Here is a 23,539-nt window from a genome sequence, read left to right on the forward strand (position 1 = left end):
GAGCGAAACTCCTGCTACTTGAACGGATTGAGGGTGCGGCCGAGAAAGTAGCCGATGCGTCCGGGAATGGGACGCATGGCTGCCGCCGAGACCTTGTTGACGACGCCCGTGATGCAGACCGGCTTGCCGGCGCGCACGGCGTCCCAGCCCTCGCGGACGACGTCTTCCGGCTGCTGCCACAGGAATCCGGGCAGACGGTCGGCGACGTCGCGGGTGTCCATCACGTCGTGGAACTCGCTGCGCGTGAAGCCGGGGCACAACGCGGTGACGTGAATGCCGTGCGGTTTGAGCTCCATGTCGAGCGACTGGGACATGTTCAGCACGTAGGACTTGATGCCGGTGTAGAGCAGTCCGGCCCCGGGAGGGGAGACCGCGGCCACGGACGACAGGTTGACGATGCGTCCCCACCGACGAGCCTTCATGCCGGGAAGCACGCGATGGGTCAACTCCGTCACCGCGGTGACCATCAGCTGGAGTTCGGCGGCGAGCGTGTCCCACTCGGTGTCGGAGATCATGGTCTTCGACGACAGCCCAGCATTGTTGACGAGGACGTCGACGGCCATACCCAGCTCGTCGACGCGATCCACGATCGCGGCGGGAGCAGAGCGGTCGGTCAGGTCGGCCGTCACCGTCTCGGCGCGCACCCCGTGATCACGGCGGAGTTCGGTGGCCAGCGTCTCGAGTCGGTCGGATCGCCGCGCCACCAGGATCAGGTCGTGACCGTCGGCGGCGAGATGCCGGGCGAAGGCGGCGCCGATCCCGGCGGAGGCGCCGGTGACGAGGGCGGAACGGCGGGGCTGGGGTGTGGTCATCGTGCGTCTCCTGTGTGGCGGTCGAGGAAGTGGATCTGGTCTGTGACGATGGTGTCGAAGAACGGATCGAGACAGGGCTCGAAGTGGCCGCACTCGTAGGTGCGCACCTCACCCTTCGGTATGCGGCGGGCGACGGCCCTGGCCGTGTCGATCGGCGTGACGTCGTCGTGGGCCGCGAGTTGGGCGAGAACGGGCACGTCGATGGCGGTGGCGTGGCGTCCGGGGGAGTAGAACGGCACACGAACTGCGACGCGGGCGGCGACGTCGTTCTCGGCGAGCAGTTCCTCGCGCATGTCTCCCATGCGTTCGACCAGTTCGTAGGCGCCGGCGAGGTCATCATGGCGTTGTCACCCGGTCGTCCCACGGCGGCGAGGCGGTACGGCGACCGGCCCGTCCAGGCACGAATCTGGTCGTACACCCCGGCGGCGATCAGCCGTGCGACCGCTCTCGGGTTCCGAGCGAACGCCGACGCGGGTCCGCTCACGTGTGGGACCTGCACGATGGCGGCGGCGAGGCGCCGATCCCGGGCGGCCAACCGGAGGACGTGTCCGCCGCCGAAGGAGGACCCCCAGGCCACGACCCGCGTGGTGTCGACGCCGTCGATGCTGCGGGCGAACTCGATCGCGGCCTCCCAGTCCGCCTGTTGCTTGCCGATGTCGAGGATGCGTCGAGGTAGTCCTGCGCTGGCGCCCCAATGGCGGTAGTCGAAGACGAGTGCTGCGTAGCCGGCTTCGGCGAATCGCGCGGCGTACGCGTCGAGACGAAGTTCTCGGAACGCGGCGAATCCATGTGCGAGCACGACGATCGGTGGGTTCACGACGTCACTCGGCCGGTAGAGCCACGCTGCGCATTGGGTGCCGCCGGACTCGAACGCGACATCGGAGCGCACGTACTCGAACTGACGCGTCATGGCCGGAACCTCCACCTCGGTACCCCCTCGCCGAATCTGTCCTTCGCGATCGGCACGTGCAGCGCGCCGAGTGACGACCTCTTGACATCGACCACATTTGTGATCACGCTTACAGCACCAAATGATAGCAACTATCACACTGTGAGAGGCAAGCATGAAGGTAGCGATTCTGGGGCTCGGTGAAGCGGGCACCCTCTACGCCGCGGGGTTCCTGGCGGCCGGCTGGACCGTGACCGGGTTCGACCCGGCGGACATCTCCACCCCGTCGGGCGTGGAGCGGTTCGACGACGTGGCCGACGCCGTCCACGGAGCCGAACTGGTCCTCAGCCTGACCAGCTCGTCCGTGTCCGAACGCGCGGCCGCGGCGGCGGCGCCGCACCTGCGGTCCGGCGCGACCTACGCCGACATGAACTCGGCCAGTGCAGCGGTGAAGACCGCCGTCGCCCGAGCGGTGGACACCGCGGGGGGCGTGCTGTTCGCCGACGTCGCGGTCGTCGGGTCCGTTCCCGCGAACGGTGCACGGACCGCCCTGGTCATCAGCGGCTCCGGCTCCACCGCCGCCGCGGCGCACTTCGAATCCCTCGGTGCGCCCGTCGACGACATCGGCGGCGCTCCCGGCGACGCCTCGCGTCGCAAGCTGCTGCGCAGCAGCTTCATGAAGGGACTCGGCGCACTCATCGTCGAATCCACCGAGGCCGGCGTGGCGGCCGGTGCCGAGCAGTGGATCCGCACCCAGATCGCCTCGGAACTGAGCGGCGGGTTCGAGTCGCTCGACCGCCTCCGCGACGGGACTCGCAAGCACGCGGGCCGCCGCGCGATCGAGGCCGCCGCGTCGGTGGCGCTGCTCGACGAGATCGGCGTTCGTCCGGTGCTCGCCGCGGCCGCCACCGAGTTGCACGCCGCGCTGGCGGATGCGAACGGACGCGACACCGACGGGCTCGCCGCGGCGTACGCCGGACTTCCGGTCGCCAACATCGGCGACGCCCGCGATCGCATGGGGATGCTCGATTCGGGCATCCGATCGATGTGGAAGGGCGCCCGAGTCGTCGGCCGAGCCCGTACCGTGTGGACCCGCGGCGGAGACAACAAGGCACTGCAGGCGGCCGTTGCCAAGGTGCTGCCGGGGGAGGTCATCGTGATCAACGGTCAAGGTCACCTCGACCGCGCACTTATGGGTGAGCTCCTCGCCGAGCGAGCGCGTAACCGCGGCTGCGTCGGCATGGTCATCGACGGCGCCGCCCGCGACATCGACGTCCTCGAGGAGATCGGGTTCGGTGTCTGGGCTCGTGCGGCCAGTCCCGCCGGGCCCTACAAGAACGGACCCGGTTACAACGACATCCCGGTCGCGGTCGGTGGCGTCGTCTGCAACCCCGGCGATCTCGTCGTCGCCGACGACGACGGCGTCATCGTCGTCCCGGCGGCCGAGGTCTTCACCAGTCTCGACGGCGGACGAGCGGTCGAGGCCGACGAGGCGCGCCGCCGCGCCGCCATCGTCGCCGAGCGGACGGCGTCGTGATCGCCATCTGGGCGTTGGTGGCCTTCATCGTCGCCATCGTCTTCTGGAACGCGGTTCTCAAGCGCAACATCGGTGAGTCGATGATCGTCGGCTTCCTGGTCGTCGGTGCTTTCGCAGGTCGGCAGGCGCCCGAATACATGTGGCACGGATTCCTCGACTCCATGCAGGAGGAGGTGACGTTCGCCGGGCTCGCATTCATCTTCATGAGCTTCGTTCTGGCCAAGACGCCCGTCCTCGACCGGCTGATCGACATCCTGAACAGCCTCCTCGGACGGCTGCGAGGCGGGCCGATCTACACCTCCACCGTGGCCGGCGGCATGTTCGGTGCCATCGCCCACGTCGGTGCCTCGGTCACCGCCGCCGTCGGATCCGTGACGGTGCCCTGGATGAAGCGCTCGGGTGTCAGCGGAGAGCTGTCGGCCACCGTCGTCGCCGGATGCGCGGGCATGGGCGTCACCTTCCCGTTCAGCGCGACCATGTTCATCCTCGTGGGGTCCACCACTGTCACCGGACTGATGGAGCCGGACGAGATCATCCTGCCGCTCGCGCTGGCCGGCCTCTGGTGCCTGGGTTACCGCCTGCTGCTCAACTACTACCTGGTGCGCAAGAACGGCCTGCAGCCCATCGCACCGGAGGACCGCATTCCCGCCAAGCGCAGCCTACGCGCCGGCTGGACGTCTCTCCTTCTCTTCGTCCCGATCATCGTCCCGCTGCTCCTGACCCGTGGACCCATCGCCGTCCCGATCGCCGAGTACACCGATCTGGTGATGTCGAGCGCGATCAGCCTCATCACCTGGATCCCGGTGTTGATGATCCTGCTGGTGTTCTTCCTCGGCCGTCGGCATCTGCCGCGGACCGGTCGCGGATGGTGGAAGATTCTCGGCGAGACCGCTCCCCAGTTCGGCGTCATCGGCGTCACCATCGTCGCCGCCTTCTCCGCCTCGAACGTCCTCGGTGACATCGGGTTGCCCGAGCAGCTCACCACGGTCCTCGAAAGCCTCAGTGCCCCGGCCTGGTTGATGGCCATCCTCGTCGGCGTCATCATCGTCGTCATCGCCATCCCTCTCACAGCGTCGGCCACCATGGCAGCAGTCGGCGGAGTGGCCGTGGCCGCGCTGGTCGGCGTCGGAATCCCCGCCCCGGTCGCGGCGGCAGCCGTGCTCGTCTTCGCTTCCACCGAGGGTGCCTCCCCGCCGTCGGGAGCCCCGATCTACGTCGCCGCGGGCATCGCCCGCGTCGATCCGGGCAAGATGTTCGCCCCGCTGCTCAAGTACTACTGCGTCCCCATCCTGGGCGTCGGAGTGCTCATCGCACTCGGCCTGCTCCCCGTCAGCTGATCCCACGCCATCCCATCGAAAGAGCACTCGTCATGGCCGAGAAAGTCATCTCCACCGTTTTCCGTATCAGCGTCGCCCTGTTCCTGCTCGGCGGTCTGGTCATCGTGATCCTGCAGGGCGTCGGACTCGTTCTGGGTGACGGGGACTTCGTCACCGGGAGCGAGGAGGCGCTCGCGCCCTGGGCCTACGGTTCCGCCGGCGTGGCCGGGCTGCTCGCCTTCGCGTTGTCCTACTTCCACCATGCGGACGCCGAGACGCCGGCCGACGCGGACACAGTCGTCACCCCGGAACACGCATGACGACGACCGCGTCGGGCATTCATCCCGGCTCGAATTACCGAGATCTGGCGTCGCGACACGACGGCGCCCCTCCCGGGTCGAGCTGGGGGGTGTTCTCCGAGCCGGATCGGGGGACGGCGAACTTCGCCGGTCCCCAGCAGGTGCGCGAGGCGGCCGGGCTGGTGCGACGCGGAGTCGTGTTCGGTCTCGACCATGCCCTGGGCGCGTTCGATCCGCCGATGTCGCGGTCGAGGTCCGCCCCGCGCCACACCATCGTCTCCGCCCACGCTCAGTCACGAGACGACCTGCTCGACGGCTTCTTCCTGCAGGCGAGCAGCCATCTCGACGGTCTGCGTCATCGTCGCGTGTCGGGCTACGGCTTCTACGACGGCGTCCCCGACGACGCCGTCGTCGAGGGTGAACCGCGACTCGGCATCCAGGCCTGGGCGGAGCATCCGATCGTGGGCCGCGGCGTGGTGTTGGACCTCGAGGGTCTGTTCGAGGCGGACGGGGCCCCGCTGCACCACCTCGACGGTCCGGCCCTGGACGCCGCGGCGCTCGACCGTGCTGCCGCACGCCAGGGTGTCACCGTCGAGGAGGGTGACATCGTGCTCGTGCACACCGGGTGGGCACGGTGGTTTCTCGACGCGTCGGCGGCGGATCGGACCGCGGTTCGCGAGGGCCGGCGCTCGACCGGGTTCGCTCAACACCACGATCTTCTGTCGTGGGTGTGGGACCACAGGATCGCGGTGTTCGGAACCGATACGTTCGCCGTCGAGGTGCTCCCCGTGGCGCCGACGTCGCCGTTCCGCGACACCGCACCCGAGGACGCCGGCATGATGCACCAGGAGCTGATCGCCAAACTCGGTGTGCCGCTCGGAGAGCTGTGGAACCTCACCGCGCTCGTGGAGGACAGTCGCACCCACGGGCAATGGGATGCGATGGTGACGATCAAGCCGCTGGCGATAGTGGGCGGGGTCGGTTCGCCCTGCAACGCGACCGCGGTGCGCTGAGACTCCGGTTCTCGCACGGTGATAGTTTTTCTCGATCAGCGTGCGAGACCACAGGAGTGGCGATGTCGGCACCGGCGAGCAACATGCGGTCCCTCGACCGCGCTTTCGACGTCCTGACCGTGTTGCAGTCCACCAAGCACCCCCTCCGCCTGGCCGAGGTCGCGCGGTCGTCGGAGTTGCACATCGCCACCGCGCAACGAATCCTCGGTGTGCTGGTCCACCGCGGATACGCCGCACGCACGGCGGACGGCTACACAGCGGGCCCGGCGGCTCTGGCCGTCGCGCACGCGTTCATGGTCACCAATCCGTTGTCGGTCCTCGCACAGCCGATCATGCAGCAGCTTGCGTCGAGCACCGGCTTCACGGCATCGCTCTACGTCCGGGTGGAGCATTCCCGCGTTCTCATCGCTCGGGTCGAGAGCGAGAACCCGCTGAGTTACGTACTGCCCGTGGGGGAGAGGCTACCGTTGCATCTCGGCGGGGCGGGGAAGATGTTCCTCGCCGGTCTGCCTCCGGAGGAGGTCGACAGCGTGCTGGCGGACGTTGCCGGTGCCACGGTGGCCGGCGGTGGCGCCCTCGACGTCGACCTGCTGCGCCGACAGCTCGAGGTCATCGCCCGCGACGACTACGCGGTGTCGGTCGGAGAGCGTCTGGTCGGCATCGCGTCGGTGACAGCTCCCGTCCGCGCTCGCGGTAGCGACGTCGTGGCGGTGCTGGGTGTCACCGGATCCTCCGACCGGCTGAACGGAGACGCCGTCTCGTCGGTGGTCGCCGAAGTCCGCCGCGCCGCCACCACTCTCGGCGACCGGATACCCCCCGCCGGGTGACAGTGTCTGGCGAGGATTCCTCGATGTCAGGACGTCGGCGCGGCGTCGGGCCGATCGATTTCGGGTGCGGACGCACTGACGGAGTCGACGAACTCCGCCGCCACGGTGCGGAGCTTGCGATTGGTTCGCTGGGATTCGGCGGACAGTGCGGCGAACGCGGCGTCGGCGTCGATGTTGCGGAGGGCCATCAGGATTCCCTTGGCCTGTTCGATGGGTGCGCGGTGGTTCATCGCGTCGCGCAGACCGGCCACCGTCTCTTCGAGCGATCGTCGATGGCGGTTCCGCTTCAGCGCGTCGCCCACCGCGTTCGCCACCAGTTCGAGCGCGTGTCCTTCCCGCCCTTCGAGCAACTCCCGGGTTCGGGAGAACAGGGTCAAGGAGCCGATGGATGCGCCGTCGGCATGGATGGGTGCGCACAGCATCGACTGAACGCCGAGCGCCTGCGCGGACGCACCGAAGTCCGGCCAGCGCTCGTCCGTGCCGGTGCAGTCCGCGACCACGACGCGCCCGGTGCGGGCGGCGTGCAGACACGGCCCGTCACCGAGGGCGAACTGCTCCTCGTTGATCGGGGCGATGGTGGGATCCGAGGAGGCGCCGGTGAACGTGAAGCCGGCGAAGGCGATGGCGATACCGCAGTAGTCCGCGCGGTCGACGCACGACCGAAGCTCGTGGGTGAGGCGGTCGAGGAGTTCGGCGACGTGGTCGTCCTCCCCGCCCAGTTGCGCGACCTCGCGCACGACGGCGGCGATTCGCAGGTCGATCGACGCCAGTTCGTCGTGCGCAGTCATGGTGACATTCCACCATGCTCCTCGGGCGTGGTGTCACGCCCGAGGAGACCGGGACGATCAGTCGATCGCGGAGTAGCTGTCGATCCAGGGGCGAGCCTTCTCGACAGCCCGTCCGACCCGAAGGACGGTGGTCTCGGCCCGGTGGCGTCCGGCGATCTGGAAGCCGACCGGCTTTCCGTCGGACGTCATTCCGGCAGGAACGGTCAGCGCCGGCGCTCCGAGCATGTTGTACGGGTACGTGAGCAGCCAATCGAGAATCTGCTCGCGTACGGTGCGACCGGCCAACCAGTCCGGAGCGAACTGTGTCAACGGGAAGGCAGCGCTGGTGAGTGTCGGGGAGACGAGCACATCGAACTTGGTCAGGAACTGCGTCCAGGTGTTCCACATCGCGCCGCGTTCCGCTTCGGCTCGCCCGACGTCCACGGCGGTCGTGCGCTCTGCCTCCGCCATGATGTCGATCAGATTGTCGTCGACACGACCGTGCATCGTGCGCCAATCGAACAGGTCGTACGCGGTGGCGAAGCCGGGTACCCACGTCGAATGCCACATGGCCTGCGACGGCGGCTGCCAGTCCGGTGTTGCCTCCACGACCTCGGCGCCGGCATCGGACAAAGCAGCGAGCACGAGCTCGCACTGACGGAGGACCTCCGCATCGACGTGTTGACCGGTTCCCAGGTCGCGGGACCACGCGATCCTCATGCCCGTGACGTCATGGTCGGCCGCCTGTAGGTACGGGGCCGACGCTTTCGGTAACGACAGCGGGTCCGATTCGTCGGGTCCGGCGAGCACGTCGAGCATGAGGGCGTTGTCGTCGATCGTGCGGGTGATGGGGCCGTGGAAGAGCCAGGTGTTGTACCGCCCCGGGAACAGGGTTTGCGGGATGACGCCCGTGGTCGGCTTGAAGCCGACCGTGCCACAGAGGGACGACGGAATTCGGACCGAGCCCGCACCGTCACTGCCCTCGGCCAGAGGCGCCACTCCGGCGGCCACCGAGGCCGACGCGCCACCGCTCGATCCGCCGGCAGTGTGACCGTGCGCGAATGGGTTATGTGTCGGGCCGAACAGGTTGTTGTCGCAGCCGCCGTAGTACCCCATCTCGGGTGTGTTGGTCTTGCCGAGGAAGAGGCCGCCGGCTTCACGCATTCGTCGCGCGACCGCGGCATCGTGCGTTCCCAGTCGGTCCGCGAAGGGCTGAAAACCCATCGTGAAGGGCAGTCCTTCCATCTCGGTCAGATCCTTGATCGTGTACGGGACACCGTGCAGCGGGCCTCGGAACGTCTGCGCCGCGGCTTCGTCGTCCAGAACCCTTGCGTCGGAGAGGATCTGTTCGCGGTCGACGTGGATCAGCGCGTTCAGGTTCGCGTTGACGGCATCGATGCGTGCCAGGGCCGCGTCGGCGACGTCGATCACGCGAAGTCGGCCTCGACGTATTCCCTTGGCGATCTCCGTCGCCGACATCCGCCGATAGTCGTCCATGGTCGTCATGCCCTACTCCTGCCCGTTGGGTTCTGCGTTCCAGATGTCGGTTTCGTACCGCCAGCCGTCCGAGGTGCGAACCCAGAAGACGACGTACTTGAGGCCACTGGTCGTGGTGGACCCGGCCGAGTCCTGCACGGTCAGGTCGCCACGGCCGATCTCCCGAGCGACCTCGCCGGTGATGTCGAGGTCGGTGGTCTCGAGGTTCAGGCTCGTTCCGCCGGCGTCGATAACGCTCTGCCAGAACCCCGCGATGGCCTCGCGTCCCCGCACGGGTGATGTTCCCGGAGGAAGGAGGTGCGCGTCGTCGGAGTAGACCGCGGCGACGGCGCTTCCGTCGCCGCGAGCGAATGCCTCCATGAACTCGCGGTTGAGCTTCCCGATGTCCTCGTGATGGACGACCATCGCGCACCGCCTCTCTGTTCGTGCTGCTCAGACGGTTGTGACGCTACGAGTGGCGACCGAGACGGCGATATACGTCATGCTGCGTATCTTTGGGTTCCGTCACCCCGACGCGGTCCGGACCGGGCGTACTCTCGCTGCCGGACGCCACGGACGACGGGAGGCCGCTCATGGACTTCGACACCACGATGTGTGAGGTTTCGAGGGTCGCCGCGGAGAGCGTGTCGATCGATCCCGAGAACGATCTGCACCAGATCCTCGATCTGATGACGGACTGGGTCCCGTTCGTCGCCTGCAGCGTGGCGTCCTACGATCCCGTCGCGCGTCGCCACACCACGGTCGCCAGTCGCGGCTACCCGGACGCGGTCCTCGAGCACTTGGACGGGTGGTTCGTCACGCGCGACGAGGCCTTTTCCTTCATGGCGCGAATCGATCCGACACCGCGCCGGTGGCGCGACTTCCCCTTCGACTACCGAGGGTCGTTCTCGATCCGAGAGGTGTTCGCGCCACACGGCTACCGGGACGGAACGACGATGCTCCTGCATACCCGAGACGGCCGGTACACGGGGTGCCTGCACGTGAACATCGACAGTGTCGACGCCTTCACCGCGGACGATGCCGAACATCTGCACCGGCTGCAGGGCATCATCGGCGCTTTGGTGGATCGTCGACGCGCCGTGGCCGTCCTCGCGTCGACGATGAGTCCTACCACCGGCGGTGCGGCCCTCGTGCGGTCCGACGGATCCGTCACTGCCGTGAGCGGCACCGAGCCGAGCCGTGCACTGACGCCGGGGTCGGGCCTCGTCTCGGTCCTGCTGCGAGGCGGGCTTCGCGGCTTCGACCGCTCTGTCCGGTGGCGAGACGACGACGGATGCTGGCACACAGTGAGTACTCGACCCGTTGCCGAGGGGCTCCTCGTTCGTGAAGCCCCCGAACCACTCCCGTTCTTGCTGACGTCCGCCGAACTCCATGTTCTGGACGGGGTTTCACGCGGATTGAGCAACGGTGAGATCGCGTCGTCTATCGGGTGCTCGGCGCGCGCGGTCGGCAAGCATCTCGAGCACGTCTTTCCGAAGATCGGGGTCAGATCCAGGGCGCATGCGGCGGTGCTCGCGGCGTCGGAAGGACTGACGGTGGTGAGGTGAACGGCTCCCGCTCCGACTCCGGCGCGACGACGTCACCGAGTGCGTCGGGCGACCTCGCGTCGGGCGAAGTCGGCGTAGCTGGTGGGGGTGCGGCCGAGCAGTGACGGCAGGTGGGACAGGTCTCCGACGGGCAGGCCGTGGGAGTCGTAGTAGGTCATCATCTGCACGTAGTTGTCCCGCGCCTGCGGCGACCAGGTCTTGATCCCGCGGGCGTTCTGCGCTTCCTTAGCACCCTTGATCAGGTGCGAAACCCGGCGCGGTGACAGCGTCGTGATCGCGCGCGCCGCTCCGCCGACGACGGCGCCCGCTGCGGACAGGGGGTTGAGCAGCACGGTCGGGGGCAGCCGGATCGCCGTCACCGGGTAGCCGAGTGCGTCCGCGAAGGCGGCGGCCATCGCGTTCCGGTCGATGGTCTCCGTCGACAGGTCGTAGGTCTTCCCGATGTGCTCGTCCGGCGCGAGGAAGACCGCGGCGGCGGCCTCGGCGACGTCCTCCACGTCGACGACTCCCATGGGGCTGGTCGTCGACACGGGGTAGGGCATCAATCCACCGCGGATGAACTCCCAGAATTCGAGGTAGTTCTGCATGTAGTGCGACGGACGCAGGATCGTCGTCGGGACGGGCTGGTCGGCCAGCAGCTTCTCGACGTTCTCCTTCTGGGTGTGGTGCGGCAGCTCGGTGATCTCCGGATGGATCACGGAGTGGAAGACCAAGTGGGACAAACCATGTCGCGTACCCAGCTCGATGATGCGCTCGGCGATGGGGACTTCGTCGATGATCTGCGTCGGCGCCGCGTGGTACATGCTGTCGGCGCCCGTCACCGCCTCGGTGAGGACGGCGTCCTGACGCATGTCGCCCACTCGGATCTCGGTGGCGCCGTCGCTCCGGGCAATCGATGCCTGGGCCTGGTTCTTGACCAGAGCGCGCACAGTGGCGCCCTGTGCGGCCAGCGCACGGACGAGGGGGCGGCCGACGCCGCCGGCGGCGCTGGTGACGAGAACGGTCGACATAGCGGGTACTCCTTCGCGAGCAGGGAAGTTCGAGAGATGCGGTGGGTCAGGTGAATCGGCGCATCGACCGGGCGAGCGACGGCAGCAGCAGTCGATTGGGGACGATGCGTGCACCCACGGACGCGAGAGTGTTACCGCGCCCGGAGACGACGTAGAGCGGGGGACGCCGTCGATCGAGGGCCGACAGTGCCGTCCGGGCCACCTGATCCGCCGTCTGCATCGAGCCGACTATCGCGGCGTTCTCGCCGATGACGTCGAAGAACTCTGTCTTCGTCGGCCCGGGTGCCAGGGCCATCACCCGAACGCCGTGGGGGCGGGCCTCGCACCAGAGAGCCTGCGTGAAGCTCAGCACGAATGCCTTCGCCGCGGCGTACACCGCGAGCGAGGGCACCGGCTGGAACGCCGTGGTGCTGGAGACGTTGAGAACGGTGCCGGACCTACGCGCGATCATGCCGGGGAGAAAGGCGTGACACACGTCAACCAGCGCGGCCATGTCGACGGCGATGACGCGGTCGAGGTCCGCGGCGTCGGCGTCGACGAAGGCCCCCTGTGTGGCGATGCCGGCGTTGTTCACCACCAGATCGACGTCCCCCTCGATGCGGGAGCGCAGGGTGTGGCCGGGGCGTTCGGTGGACAGATCGTGCGCTATCACCTCGCAGCGGATGCCGTGCGCCGCCACGAGTTCCGCCGCCAGCTCCGTCAGGCGGTCCTCGCGCCGTGCGACCAGGACGAGGTCGGACCCGCGCTCGGCGAGCGTGCGCGCCAGCGCCAGTCCGATGCCCGCACTGGCTCCGGTGATCAGAGATCGCCTCGGCGTGAAAACCATGACAGTGCCTCCAGGAGTGGCGTGGGGGACCGGGACCACTTCATCATGCAAAATTTGCAGTCGTTACGCAATGCCTCGCATATATCGGTAGCGGGATTCGTGACCGGCTCGTAGGTTGTCGGGCGTGGCTCGACAGTCGCGGTTCACGGCCGCCCAACGACATTCGGCGGTTCTGCGTGCGTTCGAGGGCTCCGAGGACGTCGAGTCGGTGGCCGAGGAGCTCGGAGTGCACTCGGCAACGCTGTATCGCTGGGCCAAGGAGTCGCACCGGGACGCGGGCGAATCCACGCGCCTGCGGCTGATTCGCACGGCGCAGGACATGCTGCGCGATCGCACGTACACGTCGGTCACCGTCGAGGCCGTCGCGGCCCACAGCGGCGTGGCGCCGCGCACCGCGTTCCACACCTTCGCCGGCAAGGCGGATCTGTTCCAGGCTGCCGTCGACGACGCGGCCACCCAGCTGATCGCCGCCATCGCCGCCGCCTCCACCGAGGCGACCTGGCCGGCCGAGCCGGTCGGCCAACTCGGCATGTTCCTCACCATTGCGGCCCGCTCGATCTACGAGACGTCGGCCGCCCACGTGCTGTTCCGGGACGTCGGAATTCCGCGGCAGGGTGGGCCCGCCGAGGACTGGCATTCCGCGTTCGTCGACGCCGTGGCCGCGTTGATCTCGGCGGGCATCGCCGGTGGTGAGATCGCGGCCGACGTCGACGTCCGGGCCACCGCCCGCGTGATCACCGGGGCCATGCGCGGCATTCATGCCGCAGTCTTCGACGGTGCCGATCCCGCGGTCGCCGTCGGATCGGTGGGGCGGCTGGTGGCGATGGTTCCCTCGGCGGCGGGGGGCGGCCATGAGAGTGCAAATGTGACATAGTCCGCGAAAGACCCCTAATGTTCTAGATGTGTCACCAACCCTGAGCCGCCGCGGCGCTCTCCGCGCCGGCGGCTTCGCGTCCCTCCTCGCGGCTGCCATGGCGGCCGGAGGCGGCGCCGCCGTTGCCGAGCCGCTCGGTGGCTATCCCGATCTGCCCCCGTGGGCCGACGCCGTTCTGGATCGGCTGCTGGCGGAATCCACGGACGCGATGCGCGGCGTCGTGGTGATGATGATGCCCGCGGGTGACCCGTACTCGGTGCAGCAGGGCGTCACGGCGACGGGCCCCGGGCCGTTGGACCAGCGGTCGCCCGAGGCCTTCGGCGCACTGATCGACCGCTTCGTCCCCCATGCGGACCAATTGCTGCGTCCCGTCGCGGTCGCGTTGATGGCCACGGCTGCCGACGTGGGTGATCCCGCGGCGCGCGCCGCCGGCGGCCTTCCCGACCCCGCCGTCACCGCCGCCGTCGACCGCGCCCTCGGCTACCGCTTCACCGACAGCACGTTCCCCGCGTCGTTGCTCGCCGCCATTCTGCTCGACGTCACGGCGGTGTTGCTGGATCCGCGCACCGTGGCCGGGCCGTTCGCGTCGGCGTTCGCCAACGCGCGGTACGAGACCAAGTGCCGGGTGTTCGAAGCGCTCGAATCGCCTCTGCCGGAGCTGATCTCGATTGTCGACGAGGCGCTGCCGCAACCGTTGACGGGCAGCGCGTCCGGCGTCCTCCGCTTCTTCGGCGGGATCCTGCTGGACGGGTCCGCCTTCACTGCCTGGAGCGAACACGATCTGTGGGATCGCCGCACTCGCGTGCTCTCCGCTCGCCCGGTGGCGTGGGACATCGCCGATTATCGGCCGAACGGGCCGGTGGACGGACACTCGGAGTTCCTCGGGTTTCACCGGGGCATCGACAGCTTCTGACCGCGATCGCGGTCGATTCGACGAGGGGAAGTACGCGCTGTGCGTGACGTGATCGTGGTGGGTGCCGGAGGGGGCGGTCCGGTGGTGGCCGCGGAACTGGCGGGTCGTGGCCTGGACGTTCTGTTGTTGGAAGGCGGTCCGCGACACGCGAATCCGGAGTCGGAATGGTCGCACCTGGAGTTCGACGCCAACGATCCGACGTCGGGTTACCTCCGCTTCGGTCCGGAGAACCGAGACAAGCCGGGGTGGTATCGAGAGTGGTCGCAGAACAGTTTCGTGTGGGAACTGTCCGGTGTCGGCGGCACCACACAGCACTACTTCGGTAACTGTCCTCGGCCCTACCCGGGGGTTTTCGCCGGGTACCAGGGGGCGGACGCGGCTCTGTACGACACGGCGTACCGATTCCCCCTCACGTACGCCGAGTTGGTCCCGTACCTCGAGTGGGTGGAGGCGACGCTCCCGGTCAAGCCGGCACCGATGGGACGTAAGGAACAGGTGTTCTTCCAGGGGTGTGAAGGACTGGGTCTCCCACTCCAGACATCGAGAGACACCACCGGTTTCGCCTACCGGCCGCAACCGAACGCCATTCTTCACCCCGGTGGCAACGCCGGCCGCACCGACGACAGCTCTCTGCTCGTCTACCCCGATGCCACGGGGTGCACCTTCTGCGGACACTGCTTCCAGGGCTGCTACCTCCCACTGCGCGCACCGCGCAACCAACTCGCGCGCCGGTCCACCGACAACAGTTACGTCCCGCTCGGGCTCGCCGCGGACGCCGTGCATCCGGGCGGCCGAGCCATGGAACTGCGGGCCGACTCGTTCGTCACGCAGATCCACCACGAGACGTCCGGCGGGCGCACCCGCGCGACCGGAGTGACGTTCCGCGACAACGAAACCGGGGAGAGCTTCCGCGAGGACGCGACCGTGGTCGTCCTCGCCGCGGGAGCCGCCGAGTCGCCCCGTCTCTGGTTCAACAGTGCCCTCCCGAACCCCAACGGATGGGTGGGCCGCGGCCACACCGACCACTGGTTCGATTGGGTGGTCGGCCTGTTCGACGACGACACCGGCAATTCCCGCGGCGGCAATTCCTGCGCCCGAGTGGAATACCCGGGATACGGCGGCCTCGAGAACGCCGGACTGACACCGGGCATCCAGGCGTTCACCATGAACCTGTCCGAGAGCGGCATCCGCGGGCAGTACACGAACGGTCGCGGCAGGACGGGCGCCTGGGACGGCCCCGCCGGGCGCCTCGCCGGCGCCGAACTGCGGGAGTTCATGTCGCACGGCATCGACCGCATGCTCAACGTTCTGTGTATCACCGACGATCACGTCGATCCGGAGCAGCGCATCGTGCCGTCCTTGCTCCCGGCGGACGAGAACGGCGCCGTCGCCAAGTACGACCTGCAGTCCCGTGGACGATTGCCGGCCACCGAACGGAACCGCGAGTTCGTCGCCACGCGGGCAGCCGAACTCCTGCGCGCCGCCGGCGCCCGGTCGATCTACCGCGTCGACTGGGCACCGCTGCAATTGCACGTCCATTCCTCGATGCGCATGGGCGAGTCCGAGACGAACTCCGTCACCCGACCCACCGGTGAAGCGCGGTTCGTCGACCGACTCTTCCTGGCCGACAATTCGATGCTCGCCAACTCGCTCGGCGGACCCAATCCCACTCTCACCACCCAGGCGTTCGCGACTCGGACGGCGGAAACGATCCTCGCCACGTACTTCGGTGGCGAGGGCTGGGTGCACACGGAAGCTCCCGTGGTGACGACGGACCCGCGCATCACGGAGCGCATGGTCTCGCTGGGGCTGTGACGTCCTAGGGCCCGTCAGCCGGTCGCGTTCGCGTCGTCTCCGCGTCGTCCTCGGTGACCGCGTGCGTGGTCGTCCGCCCCGCGCGCCTTCCGGCTCTTCGAATCGTAGAGACGCTTGTCCGCCGCACGCAGGGCCGCGGTCATGGCCTCGGTGACCGCGGCCGGTGAGCGGTCGGGCAGCGGGACGTCGGCCGCTCCCGCGCTCATCGTGTAGCCGGCGACCATGGACACCCGCGTCAGGGACGCGGCCAGCTCGTCCGCCGCGCCCGGCCCGTCGGTGACCCGCGTACAGGCGAACTCGTCCCCGCCGAGCCGCGCGACCACCCACCGGCCGGCGGTCACGACGGTGAGATGACGGGCGAGGTCGGTCAGGACGGTGTCGCCGACGTGGTGTCCCCACCTGTCGTTGACCGACTTGAAGTCGTCGACGTCGACCACGACGGTCTCGAGGAGAGGGGTGTCGGTCTTGGCGAGGTGCGCGCGGCGGAGCAGTGCGTCCTCCAGTCCGCGGCGATTGAGCAGTCCCGTCAGGGGATCGAGGAACGACTGCCTGGCCTGGGCGCGGAGCTCGCCGAGATGCACCAGCAGCACGAATGGCGTCAGGAACACCAGCAGCATCGTCAGGGTGTGGGCTGCGATCACCCACAGACTGGCGGCCTGCCAGATCACGGCGTTGACGGCGACGACCGCCAGCACCGCCGTGCTGTAGAGCATGTGCGCCAAACAGACTCGAAGTGGTGTCGCGATGACCGCGAGGGTGGTCAGCACGGCGAAGAGTGCGGTGCCCCCGATGGCGGTGAGCCGCTCCTCCTTGAGCAGCATGCAGACGGTGACGGACACGTCGGCCCACGCGACGAACGCGACGACGGCGCGACCGCGGAATCGGTGGGTGACGCAGATCCACAGCGCCGCGGGAAGACTCGTCAGGGAGACCACAGCCGTCACCACGGCGCCCCACCCGCTGTACTCCTCGGACGGTGCGGACAGCAGGCCGATCACACCGATGACGAGGGTGCCGAGGCCCACCGCCACCCGAGTCAGGGTGTTCGGCCCCGACCGATCCGGTGACTCATCGGGTTCACTCAGCCCGTCGAGCACGATGCGGAGACGGTCGACCCACGTAGTCGAGTTGGTAGCCACGGGGCCCCCCGCACAGCCGGATGAGTGGTCGCCCTCACGGTAACAAAGCAGGGAAATCGACCGGTTCGATTCGCGGGAACCGCCCCGTTTCGTCCGTGTCACTCGGCGTCGGCCGCGCGTCGTCGCAACCACCCCACGGCCTTCTTCGCCCCGAACGCGACGACGGTGCGTCGGCCGTCCTCGTGGTCCCACTCGAGCACCGCGGAGGCGTCCTCGAGGGACCCGGCGATCCGCGTCGGCTCACCGACGAGAGGCAGCGGACCGACGATCTTGACGGGCGCACCGAGAATGTCCGTCCAGAAGTAGTCGTCATGGGGTGCGCACCGGGGCTCGAGCCCCAGCGCGCCGGCCGCCGCCACCTTCGCCTGGGCCACCGCGTGCGACCAGAACGGATTCCGTCCGCGGGTCCCGTCCGCGCCGCGGCGGTGGGTCACGTCGCCCGCTGCGAAGACGTCGGGGACGGACGTGGCACAGCGCTCGTCGACCGCGATACCGCGCGGGTCGGCGAGGGCGGTGCCGGACAACCACTCGCAATTCGGTACTTCCCCGACGCAGGACACGACCACGTCGGCCCGGATGTCCACGCCGTCGACGGTGATGCCCTCGATCGGGTCACCGGACGGCACCGCCGGGGACGTGGCCCGAACGACGTCGACGGACGCCGCGCGCAGGCGTGCCGCGACAGCCTCCGACAGGAACGGGCCGAGCATGCGCATCAGCGGCGGCTCGGTGTCCACGACCGTGACGGGAAGGCCGCGTCGGTGCGCGGCGCCGGCAACTTCGAGCCCGAGAAAGCCCGCCCCGATCACGGCCACCGACGACGCGGCCGACAACCGCTCGCGCAGGGCGGTCGCGTCCCGCATCGTGCGGACGACGAACTCGCCCTCCCGCTCGGGTGCGAGTCGACGGGCCCGAGCGCCGGTGGCGAGGACGAGCGCGTCGTAGTGGACGCTGTGCCCGCCCTCGGTGTGGACGATGCGCCGTTCGCTGTCCAGTCCCACCGCGGCGGACCGGGTCACGTCCACCTCGAGATCGGCCAGTGACCACCCCTCCGGGTCACCGGCCGCGTCGACGAGGGCCTTCTTCGACAGCGGGGGACGGGGATAGCACCCGTCGGGATCCGCCGCGATCAGCGCGACGGGTCCGGTGTGACCGAGTGCGCGCAGTTCCCGCAGTGCGGTCACTCCGGCGACCGAGTCCCCGACGACGACCACACGGCGGTTCCCGTCAGGCACGTTCACGGAGCGCGGCCACCGGACAGGCGGCGATGGCGGATCGTGCCGCGGCAGCCCGATCCTCGGGGATGTCGTCCATCTTCACGTGCAGATCGCCGTCGTCGTCCAGACGGAAGATCTCCGGCGCCTGGTCCTCGCACAGGCCGTGGCCCTCGCAGCGGTCGAAGTCGACGTCGATTTTCATGGTGTGTCTCCTTTCGCTGCCACCAGGGTGAGCGGCAGGCGTTCGAATCGATGGATGACGTTGTTCACGGCCCGGCGCGGCTCGCCCGCCGGGACGATGCGAGCGACCTTCGTCGCCAGAACCCGAAGCAATGCCTGCGTCTCCAGCCGTGCCAGGCCTTGCCCGGCACACCCGTGTGCGCCGGACCCGAAACCGAGCTGACGCGCGGCGTCCCGGGTGATGTCGAAGTCGTCGGGGCGATCCCACTCGCGCGGATCGCGATTCGCGGAGGCGTACACCACCAGGACCCGGGCGCCGCCGGGTACCGGCACACCGTCGATGGCGGTGTCGTGCGCGGTCAGCCGGGAGAACGCGCGAATCGGAGACTCGTACCGGACGACCTCGTTGACCGCGTTGGGCATCAGATCCGGATTCTCACGAAGAGCGTCCCACTGGTCGGGGTGTCGCGAGAACAGATGCAGCGCACCGGAGATCGCGCCGATCGTGGTGTCCAACGACGGAGCGAGGTAGTCGATCATCAACGAGGGAGCGAGCGACGGGTCGATGATGCCGTCGTCGGCTGCCTCGAGGACGTCGGATCCCATGCTGCCGGGGATGACGTCCCGGTCGCGCACCACCCGTCGGGAGAAGGCCATCATCTGCGCCGCGCTGCGAACGGCACGGATCGACTGCCGGTTGATCGGGCCCAACGAGTCGAACGTCGCACCGGCCCACCGCAACAGATCGTCACGCACATCGGTCGGCCAGCCGACCAGGTCGGGGACGATGGACAGGGGAAGGGCACTCGCGAGATCCTCGACGCCGTCGACGGTCCCGGCCGCGAGCGCGGTGTCGACGACTCGTTCGGCCTGCGATTCCACGGCGGTGCGCATGGTGCGCACGGCTTTCGGGGTCAGGCGGTGCGCGAGAACCGAACGCTTGTGCGTGTGGTCCTCGCCGTCGCTGCCGAGGGTGGTGCCGCGACCGAGCCTGTTGGCCACCGGGTTCAGCGCCACCCCGTCACCCGAGAGGAAGGTCTCGTCGTCCTGCAACACGGATTTGCAGTCCTGGTACCGGGACACCGCGAGGACGCGTTGCCGACGCAGCCGGACGACGGGGCCCAACTCGCGCAGTGCCGCGTAGTGCGGGTAGGGGTGGAGGATCGCCGACCGGGAGTAGATGTCCCGGGCGTACTCGGGAAGGGTCGAATCAGGGCGCATCGGAGTTTCTCGGGTCGGCGGTGGGAGTCGTGGGGACTCGGGTGAACAGTGCTGCGGGGGACGTACCGGCGGCCATGACCGTGCGGTCCGGCCGCACCAGAGCGGCGTTCACCCGGCCACGGGCGAGCCAGCGTCCGAGTGGGGACGCGGGGGGAACCACCACGACCACGCATCCTCGACGGGCGAGATCACGGCTCTGCTGAGCGGTCGGTGTCGCGGTCGTGACGATCGAGAACCGGTGCGCCGTCACCGAATCGACGCGCGTCCCGTCGTCGAGAACGGCATTGGGGACCAGCGTGCCGACGAGTGCGGTGCGGGTCAGGCGCGACCGCACGAGCCCGGTCCGCACGAACGGCGACGAGGACAGCGCCGGCGTCGTGCTGTCGGTCACCAGAGACGCCAGACCCGGCACCGTGTTCAGGATCGGGAGGACGCCGCGGCGTACCGCCATGGTGCGCTCGCCGCCGCCGACCATCAACCGGCCGACCAGGACGGCCAGTCCGATCATCGAGCGTGCGTGCGGCTCCCGCTCCTGCTGATAGGTCTCCCACGCCGAGTCGGGAAGGAGGCCGCGGCGCACGCCCGCCACCTTCCACGCCAGGTTGCTCGCGTCGCGCAGACCCGCGCCCAGGCCCTGTCCGATGAACGGCGGCGTCAGATGTGCCGCGTCGCCGAGCAGAAACACCCGCCGGTCCCGCCACCGATCCACGACCTGTGCGCGAAACGTGTACTCGGCCGTCCGAATCAACGTGAGGTCGTCCACCGACACGTCCGCCAGCCAGGGCCGCAACAGAGGCGCCAACGACGCGAGGTCGGCGTAGTCGTCGGGCGACTCGCCGCCGATCAGTTCGAACTCCCACCGGTGCCGGGTCGCGCCGATGCGCATGTAGGTGGCGGCGCGATGCGGATCGCACAGCTGATGCACGCCCTCCCAGTGCGCGAGTGGGGCCTCGGTCTCGACGTCGATCACCAACCAACGCTGCGACGGGCCGAGATCGGTCATTCTCGACCCGATGGCCGTACGCACGATGCTGTTGGCGCCGTCGCACCCGAGGACGACGTCGGCCGTGATCGACTCGCGTCGCCCGGTCTCGACGTCCGTCACGACGACGACGACGTGATCTCCCTCGTGGACGACGTCCTCGACCTCGACCCCGCCGCGGAAGGTGACGTTCTCGGCCTTGGCCAGTCGTCGTCGCAGAATGTGCTCGAGATCGGGCTGATCGAACATGTTGGCCGGCGGGAAACCGTGCGGCCGGTCGTCCGGGTCGCGATCGAACTGAGCCAGCGTGCGCAGCGCGGAATCGACCAGCCGCAGCCCCTTTCCGGGCCGAGAGGCGGCCAGGAAGTCGTCCGCCGCGTCGACGCCGTCGAGGATGCGGCACACCTCGTCGTCGAGATGCACCGCGCGCGGCTGCGGAAACACGTCGTCCCATCGATCCAGGACGAGGGTCTCGACGCCGAACCGGTCCAACAGCAGTGCGGCGACCGTGCCGGAGGGGCCGGCGCCGACCACGACCACCGGTGGCCGCTCGTGTTCCGTCACCGGGGGTGCCACCTACGCCTCCCGTACCCGGGTGCGCTGGACACCGAGGTCGAGGGCACCGTCGTCGGTGCCCACCGTCAGCTCCAGAACGTCGCCGTCCTTCAGGTACTTGGGGTTACGCCCTTGCTTGCCGAAGAAGATCTTCCACTTCAGTGCCGGCGGCAGGAACGCGCCCGCGATCTCGATCGGCTTGGGCGGAGCCGTCAGCGCCGTGCCGCCGGGGGTGCCGGTGAGCACGAGGTCGCCCGTGTCCAGGCGCTGGAAGCGTGCCAACGTGCGCAGGGCCTCGAGGGGCGAATAGATCATGTCGGCCACCGTGCTGTCCTGGCGTATCTCACCGTTCACGCGCAGAGTCAGACGGAGTTGCTCGAACCGGCGCAGATCGCCGTCCTCGAGGACACCGAGCACCGGGCCGACGGGGGTGAACGTCGGATAGGACTTCGATTCGTAGAACTGCGTCTTCGGCAACTGCACGTCGCGTGCGGAGACGTCGTCGGTGACGACGAGGGCGGCGATATGACGAGCCAGATCGTTCTCACCGACCGACGCGCCCACGTCGAGCGGGTCGCCGACGACCAGTCCGATCTCCACCTCGTAGTCCAGCAGACCGACGTGGGCGGGCTTGATCACGTCGTCCGTCGGACCGCTGATCGAACCCGACGTCTTCCGAAAGAACGTGAGCGGCACGGTGTCGGGGTTCATCCCCGAATCCTTCACGTGCGAGCGGTAGTTCGTCATCTGCGCGACGACGCGGCAGGGTGCGGTGACGGGGGAGCAGAGGTCGAGAGTGTGGATCGACACGCGCTCCGACGATGCGGTCGCGGCGTCGAGCGCGGCGCGGTCGGCCAACAGTTCGGCCGTGGTGGTCGCCGCGGTGTCGACGCGTGAGGCACCGTCGGCGTGGCGGACCCACCAGGCGTCGGAGGTACGGAGAACAGGAATCACGAGGAGGCAACTTTCATGAGACCGCGGAGGCGGTGGAGATCGAATTCGGTGTCGTCGCGCAGAGCGGACAGAATCGAGCGGACCTCGGCGAGGCCGCGTCGGTCGACGGTCACCCCGAGGAAGTCGCGACTGGCCGGCGGACCCCACTGCGCGAGGCCGGACGCAGTCATCGGTGCCCATCCCGGTTCCAGGGAGGCGTCGAAGCGGTCACCGTCCGCGAAGTGCTCCACCAGGAAACCGTCGGGATCGCGCCAGTAGTCGAAGATCTGGCTGCCCTGGATGTGGCGGCCCACACCCCAGGAGTGCTGGTAGCCGCGCTCGGTGAGGTACCGGCTTCCCGCGCCGATCGCGTCGAGATCGCACACCTGGTAGGCCGAGTGGACGTACCGGTTGGACGGTCCGAGGGCCATGGCGAGGGTGTGGTGATCGGTGGGTTCGGTCCCGCGATCGCACCGGATGAACGCCATGACCGGACCGCGATCGCGCTGGCCGTCGTAGTAGAGGAAGTCGCTGACGATCAAGCCGAGATGCTCGAGGTACCAGGTGAGGTTCTCCAGGTAGCGGTTGCGTTGAATCACCACGTGACCGAGCCGCTCCACCATCGCCGGTTCCCGAGGCGGCCGTTGTGTGGCGTTGACGCGGCTGATCTTCCACGGATCGAGGGCGCCGAAGTTGAACTCGTGCACCCGCTGGCCGGGAATCTCCGAGGAGTCGTCCACTTCCGCCACCACGCGAACGAGTTGTCCGCCGGGGTCGGTGAGCGTCACGCCGATGCCGCCGAGCGTGTCCGGGAGCCGCTCCACGCGAGCACCCGTGGCGCCGGCGAGGGTCATCACGTCGGCGGTCTCGGCCGCGCGGAATGCTGCCGCGGTGAACGCCGTGCGGCGCCCCCGCCGGATCACCACGCACGGGGAGCCGGCGGCCAGACCGCGCAGGTGCAACTCGTCGTCCGTCGCGAGCGTGACGGTGAAGCCGAAGGCCTCGGCGAACGCTCGCGCTCGGGTGAGGTCCGGTTTGGTGAACTCGAGCCAGGCGATGTCGTGGACCTTGATGATCGGATCCCTGACGCGTCCGGGGTGTTCGCCGGGGCGAGCCCCCTGATCGACGTGCAGGCCCCGGTGCCCGTCCTCGTGACGGTCGGCCCCGTCGGCCCCCGTCGCCGGCTGATCGTGACCGTGTCGTGGTGTGTCGACCACTGCCATGACGATCCCCCCTCCGAAGATTCTGACGAAATCGTCACATACGTTCGGGCTCGTCGTCAACGTTTCTGACGAAATCGTCACATACGTTCGGGCTCGTCGTCAACGTTTCTGACGATGTCGTCGGTTCTGCGACGGCGTTACACTTCT

Annotated in this window: 22 protein-coding genes and 1 pseudogene; 9 read left to right on the forward strand and 14 right to left on the reverse strand. The window is 68.7% G+C overall.

All coding sequences use genetic code 11. The features are described from left to right. Positions 1 to 14: 14 nt before the first annotated feature. Both HQ603_RS00450 and HQ603_RS00455 read right to left on the reverse strand, forming a co-directional pair. A complete protein-coding gene (locus HQ603_RS00450) occupies positions 15 to 812 on the reverse strand; it encodes an SDR family NAD(P)-dependent oxidoreductase (protein WP_222682445.1) in 798 nt (265 codons plus the stop codon). Beyond that, positions 809 to 1,722 (reverse strand): annotated as a pseudogene (locus tag HQ603_RS00455) (alpha/beta hydrolase). Before HQ603_RS00455 ends, HQ603_RS00450 begins: the two are co-directional and overlap by 4 nt. Before the next feature lie 154 nt (positions 1,723 to 1,876). On the opposite strand from HQ603_RS00455, the gene HQ603_RS00460 reads away from it, so the two are divergent. The 5 genes from HQ603_RS00460 to HQ603_RS00480 all read left to right on the forward strand — a co-directional run bounded on the left by HQ603_RS00460 (position 1,877) and on the right by HQ603_RS00480 (position 6,693). Next, positions 1,877 to 3,238: an NAD(P)-binding domain-containing protein gene (locus HQ603_RS00460; protein ID WP_068103153.1), complete on the forward strand. Its 1,362-nt coding sequence runs from the start codon at positions 1,877 to 1,879 to the stop codon at positions 3,236 to 3,238. Then, a complete protein-coding gene (locus HQ603_RS00465) occupies positions 3,235 to 4,575 on the forward strand; it encodes a TRAP transporter large permease subunit (RefSeq protein WP_222682446.1) in 1,341 nt (446 codons plus the stop codon). Before HQ603_RS00460 ends, HQ603_RS00465 begins: the two co-directional genes overlap by 4 nt. Before the next feature lie 32 nt (positions 4,576 to 4,607). Continuing rightward, on the forward strand, positions 4,608 to 4,874 hold the full coding sequence (locus tag HQ603_RS00470; protein WP_222682447.1) for a hypothetical protein: 267 nt from the start codon (positions 4,608 to 4,610) through the stop codon (positions 4,872 to 4,874). Further along, complete coding sequence (locus tag HQ603_RS00475; protein ID WP_222682448.1) at positions 4,871 to 5,866, forward strand: cyclase family protein; 996 nt, start codon at positions 4,871 to 4,873, stop codon at positions 5,864 to 5,866. Before HQ603_RS00470 ends, HQ603_RS00475 begins: the two co-directional genes overlap by 4 nt. 62 nt (positions 5,867 to 5,928) lie before the next feature. After that, complete coding sequence (locus HQ603_RS00480) at positions 5,929 to 6,693, forward strand: IclR family transcriptional regulator (protein ID WP_214502490.1); 765 nt, start codon at positions 5,929 to 5,931, stop codon at positions 6,691 to 6,693. A 26-nt stretch (positions 6,694 to 6,719) separates the two neighbouring features. Here the strand turns inward: HQ603_RS00480 and HQ603_RS00485 are convergent, their stop codons facing one another. From HQ603_RS00485 to HQ603_RS00495, 3 genes are read right to left on the reverse strand one after another with little or no spacing between them, the layout of a single operon-like run. Continuing rightward, a complete protein-coding gene (locus tag HQ603_RS00485) occupies positions 6,720 to 7,481 on the reverse strand; it encodes an ANTAR domain-containing protein (RefSeq protein WP_222682449.1) in 762 nt (253 codons plus the stop codon). 57 nt (positions 7,482 to 7,538) lie between these two features. Continuing rightward, positions 7,539 to 8,966: an amidase gene (locus HQ603_RS00490; RefSeq protein WP_222682450.1), complete on the reverse strand. Its 1,428-nt coding sequence runs from the start codon at positions 8,964 to 8,966 to the stop codon at positions 7,539 to 7,541. A 3-nt stretch (positions 8,967 to 8,969) separates the two neighbouring features. Beyond that, entirely contained in the window at positions 8,970 to 9,362 is a 393-nt protein-coding gene (locus HQ603_RS00495; protein ID WP_222682451.1) for a YybH family protein, read from the reverse strand. 218 nt (positions 9,363 to 9,580) lie between these two features. Here HQ603_RS00495 and HQ603_RS19050 point away from each other — a divergent pair, with 218 nt between their 5' ends. Beyond that, a complete protein-coding gene (locus HQ603_RS19050) occupies positions 9,581 to 10,504 on the forward strand; it encodes a helix-turn-helix transcriptional regulator (protein ID WP_222682452.1) in 924 nt (307 codons plus the stop codon). Between the two features lie 32 nt (positions 10,505 to 10,536). Here HQ603_RS19050 and HQ603_RS00505 read toward each other — a convergent pair whose 3' ends face one another. After that, on the reverse strand, positions 10,537 to 11,514 hold the full coding sequence (locus HQ603_RS00505) for an SDR family oxidoreductase (protein WP_222682453.1): 978 nt from the start codon (positions 11,512 to 11,514) through the stop codon (positions 10,537 to 10,539). A 46-nt stretch (positions 11,515 to 11,560) separates the two neighbouring features. Continuing rightward, positions 11,561 to 12,340, reverse strand: coding sequence for an SDR family NAD(P)-dependent oxidoreductase (locus HQ603_RS00510; RefSeq protein WP_222682454.1), 780 nt, complete (start codon positions 12,338 to 12,340; stop codon positions 11,561 to 11,563). 124 nt (positions 12,341 to 12,464) lie between these two features. On the opposite strand from HQ603_RS00510, the gene HQ603_RS00515 reads away from it, so the two are divergent. The 3 genes from HQ603_RS00515 to HQ603_RS19055 are packed head-to-tail and all read left to right on the forward strand — an operon-like array spanning position 12,465 to position 15,942. Next, on the forward strand, positions 12,465 to 13,214 hold the full coding sequence (locus HQ603_RS00515; RefSeq protein WP_222682455.1) for a transposase: 750 nt from the start codon (positions 12,465 to 12,467) through the stop codon (positions 13,212 to 13,214). Positions 13,215 to 13,242: 28 nt separating this feature from the next. Next, positions 13,243 to 14,127, forward strand: a complete 885-nt coding sequence (locus HQ603_RS00520; RefSeq protein ID WP_222682456.1) for a hypothetical protein — start codon at positions 13,243 to 13,245, stop codon at positions 14,125 to 14,127. A gap of 39 nt (positions 14,128 to 14,166) precedes the next feature. Then, positions 14,167 to 15,942 carry a GMC family oxidoreductase N-terminal domain-containing protein gene (locus HQ603_RS19055; RefSeq protein WP_068366183.1) on the forward strand — a complete coding sequence of 592 codons (1,776 nt, stop codon included), beginning with the start codon at positions 14,167 to 14,169 and terminating at the stop codon, positions 15,940 to 15,942. 14 nt (positions 15,943 to 15,956) lie between these two features. Here the strand turns inward: HQ603_RS19055 and HQ603_RS19060 are convergent, their stop codons facing one another. From HQ603_RS19060 to HQ603_RS18770, 7 genes are all read right to left on the reverse strand, one after another. Beyond that, positions 15,957 to 16,973, reverse strand: a complete 1,017-nt coding sequence (locus HQ603_RS19060) for a GGDEF domain-containing protein (RefSeq protein WP_222682457.1) — start codon at positions 16,971 to 16,973, stop codon at positions 15,957 to 15,959. Between the two features lie 206 nt (positions 16,974 to 17,179). Further along, positions 17,180 to 18,322 (reverse strand): NAD(P)/FAD-dependent oxidoreductase, encoded by a 1,143-nt coding sequence (locus HQ603_RS00535; RefSeq protein WP_308126286.1) that lies wholly within the window; start codon positions 18,320 to 18,322, stop codon positions 17,180 to 17,182. Continuing rightward, positions 18,309 to 18,500, reverse strand: a complete 192-nt coding sequence (locus tag HQ603_RS00540; protein ID WP_222682459.1) for a ferredoxin — start codon at positions 18,498 to 18,500, stop codon at positions 18,309 to 18,311. Before HQ603_RS00540 ends, HQ603_RS00535 begins: the two co-directional genes overlap by 14 nt. Beyond that, the gene (locus HQ603_RS00545; protein WP_222682460.1) at positions 18,497 to 19,699 is read right to left on the reverse strand and encodes a cytochrome P450; all 1,203 of its coding nucleotides are present in this window, start codon (positions 19,697 to 19,699) and stop codon (positions 18,497 to 18,499) included. The genes HQ603_RS00540 and HQ603_RS00545 overlap by 4 nt, the downstream gene beginning before the upstream one ends. Continuing rightward, on the reverse strand, positions 19,689 to 21,257 hold the full coding sequence (gene mhpA, locus HQ603_RS00550) for a bifunctional 3-(3-hydroxy-phenyl)propionate/3-hydroxycinnamic acid hydroxylase MhpA (protein WP_308126287.1): 1,569 nt from the start codon (positions 21,255 to 21,257) through the stop codon (positions 19,689 to 19,691). The genes HQ603_RS00545 and mhpA overlap by 11 nt, the downstream gene beginning before the upstream one ends. Next, positions 21,258 to 22,190, reverse strand: a complete 933-nt coding sequence (locus tag HQ603_RS00555; protein ID WP_308126288.1) for a fumarylacetoacetate hydrolase family protein — start codon at positions 22,188 to 22,190, stop codon at positions 21,258 to 21,260. Beyond that, on the reverse strand, positions 22,187 to 23,392 hold the full coding sequence (locus HQ603_RS18770; RefSeq protein ID WP_261773182.1) for a VOC family protein: 1,206 nt from the start codon (positions 23,390 to 23,392) through the stop codon (positions 22,187 to 22,189). The genes HQ603_RS00555 and HQ603_RS18770 overlap by 4 nt, the downstream gene beginning before the upstream one ends. Positions 23,393 to 23,539 lie beyond the last annotated feature (147 nt).

It is taken from the genome of Rhodococcoides corynebacterioides (genome assembly GCF_019834675.1).
Classification (GTDB): Bacteria; Actinomycetota; Actinomycetes; order Mycobacteriales; family Mycobacteriaceae; genus Rhodococcoides; species Rhodococcoides corynebacterioides_A.

What these genes read in the sequence shown, in the direction of transcription:
- HQ603_RS00450 (WP_222682445.1), bottom strand. Translation starts at nt 812, where the DNA reads ATGACCACACCCCAGCCCCGCCGTTCCGCCCTCGTCACCGGCGCCTCC.
- HQ603_RS00460 (WP_068103153.1), top strand. Translation starts at nt 1,877, where the DNA reads ATGAAGGTAGCGATTCTGGGGCTCGGTGAAGCGGGCACCCTCTACGCC.
- HQ603_RS00470 (WP_222682447.1), top strand. Translation starts at nt 4,608, where the DNA reads ATGGCCGAGAAAGTCATCTCCACCGTTTTCCGTATCAGCGTCGCCCTG.
- HQ603_RS00475 (WP_222682448.1), top strand. Translation starts at nt 4,871, where the DNA reads ATGACGACGACCGCGTCGGGCATTCATCCCGGCTCGAATTACCGAGAT.
- HQ603_RS00480 (WP_214502490.1), top strand. Translation starts at nt 5,929, where the DNA reads ATGTCGGCACCGGCGAGCAACATGCGGTCCCTCGACCGCGCTTTCGAC.
- HQ603_RS00485 (WP_222682449.1), bottom strand. Translation starts at nt 7,481, where the DNA reads ATGACTGCGCACGACGAACTGGCGTCGATCGACCTGCGAATCGCCGCC.
- HQ603_RS00490 (WP_222682450.1), bottom strand. Translation starts at nt 8,966, where the DNA reads ATGACGACCATGGACGACTATCGGCGGATGTCGGCGACGGAGATCGCC.
- HQ603_RS00495 (WP_222682451.1), bottom strand. Translation starts at nt 9,362, where the DNA reads ATGGTCGTCCATCACGAGGACATCGGGAAGCTCAACCGCGAGTTCATG.
- HQ603_RS00505 (WP_222682453.1), bottom strand. Translation starts at nt 11,514, where the DNA reads ATGTCGACCGTTCTCGTCACCAGCGCCGCCGGCGGCGTCGGCCGCCCC.
- HQ603_RS00510 (WP_222682454.1), bottom strand. Translation starts at nt 12,340, where the DNA reads ATGGTTTTCACGCCGAGGCGATCTCTGATCACCGGAGCCAGTGCGGGC.
- HQ603_RS00540 (WP_222682459.1), bottom strand. Translation starts at nt 18,500, where the DNA reads ATGAAAATCGACGTCGACTTCGACCGCTGCGAGGGCCACGGCCTGTGC.
- HQ603_RS00545 (WP_222682460.1), bottom strand. Translation starts at nt 19,699, where the DNA reads ATGCGCCCTGATTCGACCCTTCCCGAGTACGCCCGGGACATCTACTCC.
- HQ603_RS18770 (WP_261773182.1), bottom strand. Translation starts at nt 23,392, where the DNA reads ATGGCAGTGGTCGACACACCACGACACGGTCACGATCAGCCGGCGACG.